Raw genomic sequence first — 2,250 nt, forward strand, 5'->3', positions numbered from 1 at the left:
TTATCTCTCAACACTTCCATTATCATTTTTATCGATTCTACTTGCAGCTCTCAAATATTCAAGCCCTGCTTTTTGTATTAAATTTAATTTAAATAAAAATTCTGCTACAGATTGAAGATCTTTTTCTAAAGATACATAATGTGCTTTCGTTTCTCTTTTATTTTTTAAAATACTAAAAATTTCATGCAGAATATTATTACTCTCCTCAATATCGGCTATACTTAAACTTATCAACTTCTAGGGCTTTAATATATTCTCTTATCGCTTTAAACCAGTCTAATTCCGATTTACTATTTTCATAGATCATACCTAAATAATAATGAGCATTGGCTTTTATCTCATTTATAGCTATAACAACAAATTCAACTTGAGGTTCCGTAAGTTTATCAAGCCATTCTAAAGCTTCGGTATAATACTCTGTTGTTCCGTTATTTTTTAATTTTATATCTAATATAGCTTGATCTAATAAATTCTCTTCAATTAAGATTTTTTTTGCTTCGTCAACTGCCTCTGTCAGTGGCTGCCACTTTTGCGATTGCGGATAAAGTTTTTTACAAAAAGATAAAGCTTTCCATTGCTGATTTAAGAAATATACATAATTACCTAATATTTCTTGGAAATGAGTTTTAGCACTTATATTTTTCGACTCATAAAACTTTCTTATAATTTCTAAAAATGAAGCAACCATGTTTAGGTGATCATCAGAATATTTAATATATATTTCATTAAGCTCTTCTATTTCTTTTAAAGCAGGAAAAAACTTTCTTCAGTTTTTTGTGCCGGTGATTTATTTAATATTTTTTTTGGCAAATAAGGTTGAATTAATGAATAATTGTTTGAGAACGTGTCTGAATCTAATTCTTGATGTAAATTAAGATTATCAGAAGAAATAAATGGGCTTATTATATTATGTTTATTGACTTGAAAGAAATTTATAATAATTTTACCTATAGTTAAAATATTCTCCTTGACTTGATTAGATAAAACTTGTGATAAAATTGGCTTCTGTGTTTCTGATTTTTGCGGTTTTATATATATTTCTTTTATTGTAGCCCATTTACTTTGGTTTGAGTCCTTGACTTGATTTAGGTCCTTGGCTTGACTTAAGTCCTTAATATTAAGCGTATCTGAAAAAGGTTTTACACATAGGTGATTGTGTTTAAGAAGTCAAGATAATTTGTTTATATTGTTCCTGCCAAGGTCGTTTGTTTTTAACAATATTATTGATAATAATTATTATCTTTCGCATTACAGCAGTAAGAGCTAATTTTTTGGCTTTTCCTTTTTCCACAAGTCTTTTATAAAAAGGTTTAACGGCGGAATTACATCTTACAGAAGTAACAGCTGCCATATATAATGCTGCCCGTACTGTTTTTCTACCACCTTTAGTTTTTGCTTTAAATCGTATTTTCCCACTTTCCTTACAGTGAGATGCTACCCCTACTAAAGAAGCAATTTGTTTACAATTTAAATTACCAAGCTCTGGTAATTCTGTAATTAAGGTTATTGCTATAATAGAACCAATACCTGGGATAGTAATAAGTAAATTATATATTTCTTTGTAACTTTCTAGATTTAAAATAAGATGTAATATAAGCTTTTCTACTTCTTCCTTTTGGCTATTAAGTAAATCAATAACATTATTTATACTATTAATTATTTTTTGATTAGTAACTCTACGTAAGCGATTGCGTTCAGATACTATCATAGTAATTAATTGGTTACGTCTAGATGTAAGTTCTTTTAATTCTTTTTCTATCTCATTCGCTACTTTTCTAGACTCAGGGTTAATTTTTTCTGCAAATAATGCTAACATTTGTGCATCAATAGTATCAGTTTTTGTAAACTTACCTCTCATAGTTCTAAATGCTGATGTAAAATAAGGATTAACTACTGATACCAAATAGCCTGTTTTTTGTAAGGTTTTTGCTGCTTTATATTCAAGTCCACCAGTAGATTCAATTACAATTTTAGCTATATTATAATCCGCTATATATTCAACTAGCTCCTTAATTCCTTTTTGATCATTATCAAAAACTTTATATTTATTCAATGGGTGTAACCAAACGTCTAAAGTATTTTCAGATACATCGATACCTATAAAAATATGCTTTGTCATGTTTTTCTCTCCTGTCCTATGTACGAGCTAAGGTGTTATTCACTTGATCTTAATGGTTGATCGTAAATAACCACTTGCTCTATTGATTGTTCGGAACCAAATGAAGTAAGGAGTAACACACCGGGGCACGG

Annotated in this window: 3 protein-coding genes; all 3 read right to left on the reverse strand. The window is 29.0% G+C overall.

All coding sequences use genetic code 11. From position 1 onward, the window contains the following. The gene (locus tag SB78_RS06635) at positions 1–234 is read right to left on the reverse strand and encodes a hypothetical protein (RefSeq protein WP_052458513.1); all 234 of its coding nucleotides are present in this window, start codon (positions 232–234) and stop codon (positions 1–3) included. Further along, positions 206–688, reverse strand: coding sequence for a hypothetical protein (locus SB78_RS11270; RefSeq protein ID WP_241773819.1), 483 nt, complete (start codon positions 686–688; stop codon positions 206–208). The genes SB78_RS06635 and SB78_RS11270 overlap by 29 nt, the downstream gene beginning before the upstream one ends. Before the next feature lie 471 nt (positions 689–1,159). Then, positions 1,160–2,119 carry an IS110 family RNA-guided transposase gene (locus SB78_RS06645; RefSeq protein ID WP_041079561.1) on the reverse strand — a complete coding sequence of 320 codons (960 nt, stop codon included), beginning with the start codon at positions 2,117–2,119 and terminating at the stop codon, positions 1,160–1,162. Positions 2,120–2,250 lie beyond the last annotated feature (131 nt).

The sequence above is a fragment of the Rickettsia asembonensis genome (assembly GCF_000828125.2).
GTDB classification, from domain to species: domain Bacteria; phylum Pseudomonadota; class Alphaproteobacteria; order Rickettsiales; family Rickettsiaceae; genus Rickettsia; species Rickettsia asembonensis.

What these genes read in the sequence shown, in the direction of transcription:
- SB78_RS11270 (WP_241773819.1), bottom strand. Translation starts at nt 688, where the DNA reads ATGGTTGCTTCATTTTTAGAAATTATAAGAAAGTTTTATGAGTCGAAA.
- SB78_RS06645 (WP_041079561.1), bottom strand. Translation starts at nt 2,119, where the DNA reads ATGACAAAGCATATTTTTATAGGTATCGATGTATCTGAAAATACTTTA.